Source organism: Trichocoleus sp. FACHB-6, assembly GCF_014695815.1.
In the GTDB taxonomy this organism is placed as follows: Bacteria; Cyanobacteriota; Cyanobacteriia; order Cyanobacteriales; family FACHB-T130; genus Funiculus; species Funiculus sociatus.
In genome coordinates this window covers 54,766-61,624 of record NZ_JACJOY010000013.1, presented here as the reverse complement: position 1 = coordinate 61,624, position 6,859 = coordinate 54,766, and the positions used below count along the sequence as shown (strand labels likewise).

The window sequence follows — 6,859 nt, the reverse complement described above, 5'->3', positions numbered from 1 at the left end:
TTATGAGTTATTGCCAGAAACATCGGAGACTTTTATTTATCTGGCAATGATCCGTATCATGGTCAGGCGGTTGGCATAATATTTAACCCCTCACCACTTTTCAAACATCCTCTTAGGTGAAGGAATTTACGTTTTATGCTTTTTTTATGTGCTACCGCTCTTAGCTCAAACCAAGGCTCCATCAAGGTTCTCAGCTTCAAACAACATTTATTTACTAGATGATGTTGTAGAAAAAGCACGATTGAATATTATTTCAATAATTTAGGTATAAACAACAATTTTTTTAATAAATGGAGATAAATTTCCCTTAAATATAGGAATCATGTTTAAATTAGGAAAATTCTCGGACAGAAACCTAGTTTCGGGTATTCCCGGTAAATTTATACTGATTTGCCTCGATCCGCTTAGCACTTTAGCCGATTCTCCCTGTAAATGAGTAATCTGTTATAGCAGGGGATTGCGGCGTGAATAAGGAGGTTTTTGATGAGCGATCGCCAACTGGATGCCCAACGAGCGGCTCGCCCGTTTAAACTGATCTTGATCGATAATGACCCAATCTTCCGGCTTGGTCTACGGATGGCGCTGGAGCCGTTTCCCGCCCTGCAAGTCGTCGCCCAATCAGATTCTGGCGCAGCCGCCTTGGAGACGCTGGTAAGTAGCACTGGGACAGAAAACACCCCGGACTTGGTAGTGTTAGAACTGGGTTTAGGTTCCTCTGGGTCGGATCGGTTGCCTGGGTTGCAGCTGTGTGGGGAATTAAAGGCGCAGTATCCCAACTTGCCAGTATTTCTCCTGACTTGGGTTCAGGAACCAGCCCAGCTTGCAGCAGCAAAAGCTACAGGTGCGGATGGCTATTGCCTCAAAGGAACCGAAATCTCGGTAATAGCACAAGCTTTGTGTCAGGTAGCCTCTGGCGAAGCATATTGGTCAGAACTTGTACAGACGCAAAATATCCCTTCTGTAAGGGGTTCAGGTGTCACACAGAAAAATCGTTCATTATTGTTGCTGCAAATGCGGCAGTCTGGACTAGGGCAAATTGAGGAAGCGATCGCTCAAGTAGCAGCCGAAATCCAAAATCCCAATCTTTCCAATCTAGACTGGTTGATTTTAACCGGAAGGCTGCGAGAACTCCGAGCATCGCGTTGGCTAGTGAATCAGCTATTGCCAGTGGTAGGAAGTCCAGAGGCGACCAGGAAGACCAGGGACAATCTTTTTGTCACCCCCGCCCCAGCCCGTAGCGCAGATGTCCCGCCTGCGAATCCCCAGCCCTCAGCACTCAGTCCTCAGCCTTCAGCACTCAGCGCTACTTTAAACAAGATCCAGTATGGCGTGCAAAACTTGACTGGTGCTCCGTTGGAAATTGACATCCTGCGAGATGAGAAAAAACGGGAATTGCTTTATCTGATTTTGGATAAATTGCAGGATGTCTTAGATGAACTGCGCTTGTCTCAGGTGCCGCCGGAAGCGATCGCGCAAAAGCGTTCTCTTATTTTACGGGATCTGTGGCAGCAGTCTACTACTGATTTCTTCGGCAAATATTACACGCTGCGAATTGGCAATTTAGAAGTAGACATTGTTAATACTTTGCTGCGAGACGTACTAATTGTTCAAGCATCTATTTTGGATAAAATTCCTTTCCTGGTGGAGATGATTACGCATTTACTGTTTCAGACTCCACTTACAATCGAGAATGCCGTTTATCCCTATGGAACGCCAGAAGCAAGGCAACATATAGAATTTATCTTAGACAATTTAGTAATTCAAGTTGCAAATAGCGTAGTGCAACCACTTTTAAATTATTTTGCCGATGTGGAAGCGATTAAACAAGGGTTTTATACCCGTCGCTTGATTTCATCGCGGGAAATTGCGCGGTTTCGTAATGATTTGAGTTGGAAGTATCGTCGAGAAATTTATATTGAGGAGCCAAAGGCAATTTTTGAAAGCCGATATATTTTATTGACTTTGAATGGTATCGGCATCAAAAAAATCTCTATTTATGCGCCTCGCGCCTTTGAGTTAGAACAACTGACTGGCTTGCAACTAGCAGTTACGCTGCTCCTAGAAACACGGGATGCGATCGCGCCTCGTATCCGAGCAAGCGTTGCTTTTTTAGGCAGCGGCGTTGTCTATATTTTAACACAAGTAATTGGACGAGCCATTGGTTTAGTAGGTCGCGGTGTTATCCAAGGCATAGGTACTACTTTGCAGGAAACCCGCTTTGGAAAAAATAGTCAAAAACAAAAGTAGGAATAGCTTAGGCAATGTAAAGTTAAATGCCAAAAGCAGGTAATTCCTCCTTTTGGTGTGCTTCACGGAAAAATGGGCGCTGTAAACTGTAACGATGTTGAATAATAAGTTGCGGGAGATGCCATTATTTCCCTTTTTTAAAAAATCCGCCCTGCTACTGGTAATTTTGATAACAGCAGGTTACGTAGGTAATTATTTCAGCCTACCACTCTTTTTTGGAGTAGATTTTCTATTTGGTAGTATTGCTGTTTTGATTGTGGTGCGTCTCTTCGGAATCCTGTGGGGTACTATAGCCGCTATCATTGCTGGAGGTTACACAATTTTACTTTGGAATCATCCTTATGCAGTAATTATTGCTACCTGCGAAGCTTTATTTGTAGGCTTGCTGTTGCGGCGCAAGAACCAGAATATGGTTCTACTGGATGGGATTTATTGGGTGTTGATTGGAATGCCTTTAGTATGGATATTCTATGGCACCATTATGGATATGCCTGCCATACCAACCAGCTTAATTATGTTAAAGCAGGCTGTAAACGGCATTTTTAATGCTTTAATTTCCAGCCTAATTATTACCTGCTTGCCAATTCATAAATGGGTAAAAAGTCGTAAAGTAAAACAGGCTCTTTCCCTGAGGCAGATTTTATTAAATTTATTGGTAGCATTTGTTTTTTTTCCAGCACTTACGCTGATGGTTTTGGAAAACCAGCGCGTAATTAACAACAGAACCCATATAATTCAAGCTGAACTAACAGCAACTTCTCAACAGGTAGCTGCTGAATTGATATTTTGGCACAAGGAAAATCTGAATGCACTTAGCGCTTTAGCAAAGTTCGCTGCTAAGTCGGATATGGCACCTTCAGACCGATTGCAGGAAAATACAGAAATTCTACAGCAAACATCTCCAAATTTTAACAACATATATTTGGTTAATGAGGCAGGTAGCATCATTACTGCTTCCCCAACCACAGATAAGGAGAAACCTTTAAAAATTGGCGTAAATGTCAGCGATAGTTACATCTTTAACGCCATAAAAAAAGCTTTGCAACCTGTAATGAGCGAAGTTTATGCTAATAGTAACTTGTTGATTCCCCAGATTGATTTAGGCGTACCCGTGCTTGGAGAAAATCGCTTTCGTGGGATTGCGTTTGCTTCGCTGGATTTACCAGACATTAGCCAATTGCTCAAAAACAATATTATTGCTCAGGATATACAAGTTACTCTAGTTGATACTAGAGGTTTTATTATTGCCAGCACTCAGTCAGAACGAGTGGTAATGGAACGCTTCGACCGCAGGAGAGGTGGAGAGATAAAGGAAATTAATGGCCCTATATATCAGTGGCTACCACCTAAAGAAAACTTACCTCCTATAATGCAGCGGAGAAACTCTTTTTACGTCGAAGAGATTCCCATAGGCGGCAATATTCCGTGGACTTTGGTGGTGGAAATACCCGCCGCCAAACAAGTAAATTACCTGGAGAGCATTTATATTATTGCTCTTGCGCTCATGATATTAATTGCGATAGTGGCGCTGATCCTGGCGATTTTTCTAAGTCGCGGATTAGTCAGCCCATTGTTGCAATTGGCAGGGGTGACTACTGACTTGCCAAATCGACTCTGGGAGCGAGAAGCAATTAATTGGCCCAACAGCCAAGTGGCGGAGATAAGTTCTCTAGTTCACAACTTCAAGTTTATGGCGATCGCGCTCCAAGAAAAATTTCAAGAAATCAAACAAGCTAACGAAACTCTAGAACAACGGGTGCAAAAACGTACCCGGCAACTGTTAGAAACTAATGGAAAACTGGAAAATGAAATCGTAGAGCGCCAGCAAGTACAGGAGGAGCTTTATCGTCGCCAGCAGGAATTCAAAGCACTGCTGGAAAATGCGCCGGATGCGATTATGCGTCTAGATAGGGAAATGCGTTATGTTTACGTAAATCCAGCAGTGGAGCGGATAAGTGGAATGCCATCAAACGCATTCATCGGCAAGTCTCCCCCGGAACTAGGCTCGCCAGAAGAGTTGTCGCAATTGTGGGAGAAAACGCTGCGAAAAGTCTTTGAAACAGGTGAAGAACAAGCAATTGAATTCGAGACTGAGACGGTAAACGGACTCTGCACTTTTCAATCGCGTGTGGTGCCAGAGTTAAATAAGGAAGGCGCGATCGCATCCGCTTTAGTCGTAAGCCGCAATATTACAGACCGCAAGCAGGCGGAAGAAAAAATCCGCACCATGAACGCTGAACTGGAACAGCGAGTCATCGAACGCACGGCGCAATTGGAAGCGGCTAACAAAATCAAGGATGATTTGCTCATTCGCGAACAAGCTGCACGCGCCGACGCAGAGGCGGCGAACCGCATGAAGGACGATTTCCTGGCAACGGTTTCCCATGAACTCCGCACGCCGCTTAATTCAATGCTGGGTTGGGCTAAATTGCTCCGTTCTCGCAAGTTTGACGAAGTAACCACGGCTAAGGCTTTGGAGACTATCGAACGCAATGCTAAATCTCAGGCGCAACTGATTGACGATATTCTGGATGTCTCGCGAATTATTCGGGGTAAGTTTAGCCTGAATATTCGCCCGATTGAACTGATACCACTCATTAATCTGGCGCTTGATACCGTGCGTCCCGCTGCTGAGTCCAAATCGGTTCGGCTTGAGAGTGTACTCGATCCCTCGGTGGGTGCAGTGTTGGGCGATAGCGATCGCTTACAGCAAATCATCTGGAATTTACTCTCTAATGCGATTAAGTTCACCCCTGAAGGCGGGAAGGTGGAGATTCGGTTGTCACTTGTCAGGGAAGATTTGTCAGGTTCTAACAGCGTTCCAAAACCAACGAACAACTATGCTCAAATCGCAGTCAGCGACACGGGGAAAGGTATTAGCCCTGACTTTTTACCCTACGTTTTTGAGCGGTTCCGCCAAGCCGATAGTTCAATTACAAGATCGCACGGCGGATTAGGTTTAGGTCTTGCTATTGTCCGCCACTTGGTGGAATTGCACGGTGGAAGCGTTCGCGCCAACAGCCCCGGCGAAGGGAAAGGATCGACTTTCACGGTGATATTGCCACTCATTGATAGGGGATTAGGGACGCAGAAAGACTCACGCCCTACCCCAATCACCAATCACCAATCCTCAATCTCCCTCAAAGGTTTGCGGGTGCTGCTTGTGGATGACGAGGCGGACACTCGCGAGGTTATTAAGGTAGCGCTGGAGGAGTGGGGAGCCGAAGTGACGGCAGTGGAATCAGCGATCGCAGCCTTCCAGACACTGGAAGATTCGCAGCCAGATGTCTTGGTGAGCGACATTGGGATGCCGGAAGAGGATGGTTATGCTCTAATTCGTAAAATCAGGATGCGCGACTCCCACGCTGGGGGTGAAATTCCCGCCGTGGCCCTGACGGCTTACGCCAGCGATCGCGATCGCGCTTTTGCTATGGCAGCTGGCTTTCAGAGGCATATCCCTAAGCCTGTTGAGCCATCTAAGTTGGCGGATGCGATCGCGCAACTTGCCAGACGAAGTTCATAGGTAAAATGCAAAATAACTAATTGCTAATTATTTTTTATTACTATTAGGGATTAGCCTTCTTCTGTCTTGCCATTTGCCTAATGATTACTCAACCAATTACGCAAATCATCGATAGTTGAAAAATCCAGTAAAGCCTCTGCCAAATTTTCTAATTGTGCCACTGGTAACTGAGAAATCTGTTGTTGAAATTCCGGATCAAGTGTACCAAACCGACGAGTCAGCAGACGCAGGACAAGTTCCTGTTTTCCCCTCTCAATTCCTTGCTCCATCCAACTTGTGACAATTTCCATAACTTCCTCCCGTTCGACTGGTTCAATCCTAACAATCTCGGCTTGAAACTGCCGTTCTTCCTCTGCATTCAGCCGCAGATAGGTGTCCACAAACCCAGAAATCAACTGCATCCTTGCGGGATCTAAACGCAGTGTCGCCAGCAAACGCAGACATTCTAACTTGACTCTAATTCTATCTTTTCGGGCGATTCGCATCTTAGACATTAATGCAGCGGCTACTGGGTTAGGTTGCTGCAAAAAATCTCGCCAGTTGAGTCGATTTAGCTGGATGACAGCATGGTTAAAATCTAACACTACTTTGTCAGGAAACTCGACTCGATGAAAATTTGGCTGCTCCTCCAGAGGGTAATCGAAAGAAAATATTACGACTGGGTACACAGGTAAGCGATGTTTTTCATACAAACGAGCGAAGTAAAAAAACATCCGTTCGCTAAAATCTGTTTGTGATTGAGATTGGTTCTCGACATGAATTAGAAAACATGACTCTTTACCCCTAAATTGGCATTTTGCCACTAAATCGACTTCGCGGCGATCGCCTGATGTCACATCTGTAAATATTTCCTGCGGCAAAAAGGTGATGGGTTCTCGTTCTAAGTATGCAGAGACTTCGGGGAAGAATAATTCGATAAATTCCCAGAAAAAGGTAGAAATTAATTCTTTGAATAAGCGATCGTGGTCTATCATCAAATAAAGCTAATGGCTAATCGTAATAAAAAACCATTATTTAAAAATTATTGTAGTTGAGGCAGCTCAACCAGCATAACATAAGCATTTGTAGGGTTTCGCTATTGCACAGTCC

3 protein-coding genes are annotated in these 6,859 nt (G+C 44.7%); 2 read left to right on the top strand and 1 reads right to left on the bottom strand.

Features of this window, described 5'->3' with window-relative positions; translation table 11 throughout:
• The first annotated feature begins 483 nt into the window (after positions 1-483).
• On the top strand, positions 484-2,247 hold the full coding sequence (locus tag H6F66_RS02395; RefSeq protein ID WP_190417852.1) for a DUF3685 domain-containing protein: 1,764 nt from the start codon (positions 484-486) through the stop codon (positions 2,245-2,247).
• Positions 2,248-2,341: 94 nt separating this feature from the next.
• On the top strand, positions 2,342-5,770 hold the full coding sequence (locus H6F66_RS02390; RefSeq protein ID WP_190417850.1) for an ATP-binding protein: 3,429 nt from the start codon (positions 2,342-2,344) through the stop codon (positions 5,768-5,770).
• A gap of 77 nt (positions 5,771-5,847) precedes the next feature.
• Here the strand turns inward: H6F66_RS02390 and H6F66_RS02385 are convergent, their stop codons facing one another.
• On the bottom strand, positions 5,848-6,744 hold the full coding sequence (locus tag H6F66_RS02385; RefSeq protein WP_190417849.1) for a DUF4351 domain-containing protein: 897 nt from the start codon (positions 6,742-6,744) through the stop codon (positions 5,848-5,850).
• Positions 6,745-6,859 lie beyond the last annotated feature (115 nt).

What these genes read in the sequence shown, in the direction of transcription:
- H6F66_RS02395 (WP_190417852.1), top strand. Translation starts at nt 484, where the DNA reads ATGAGCGATCGCCAACTGGATGCCCAACGAGCGGCTCGCCCGTTTAAA.
- H6F66_RS02390 (WP_190417850.1), top strand. Translation starts at nt 2,342, where the DNA reads ATGTTGAATAATAAGTTGCGGGAGATGCCATTATTTCCCTTTTTTAAA.
- H6F66_RS02385 (WP_190417849.1), bottom strand. Translation starts at nt 6,744, where the DNA reads ATGATAGACCACGATCGCTTATTCAAAGAATTAATTTCTACCTTTTTC.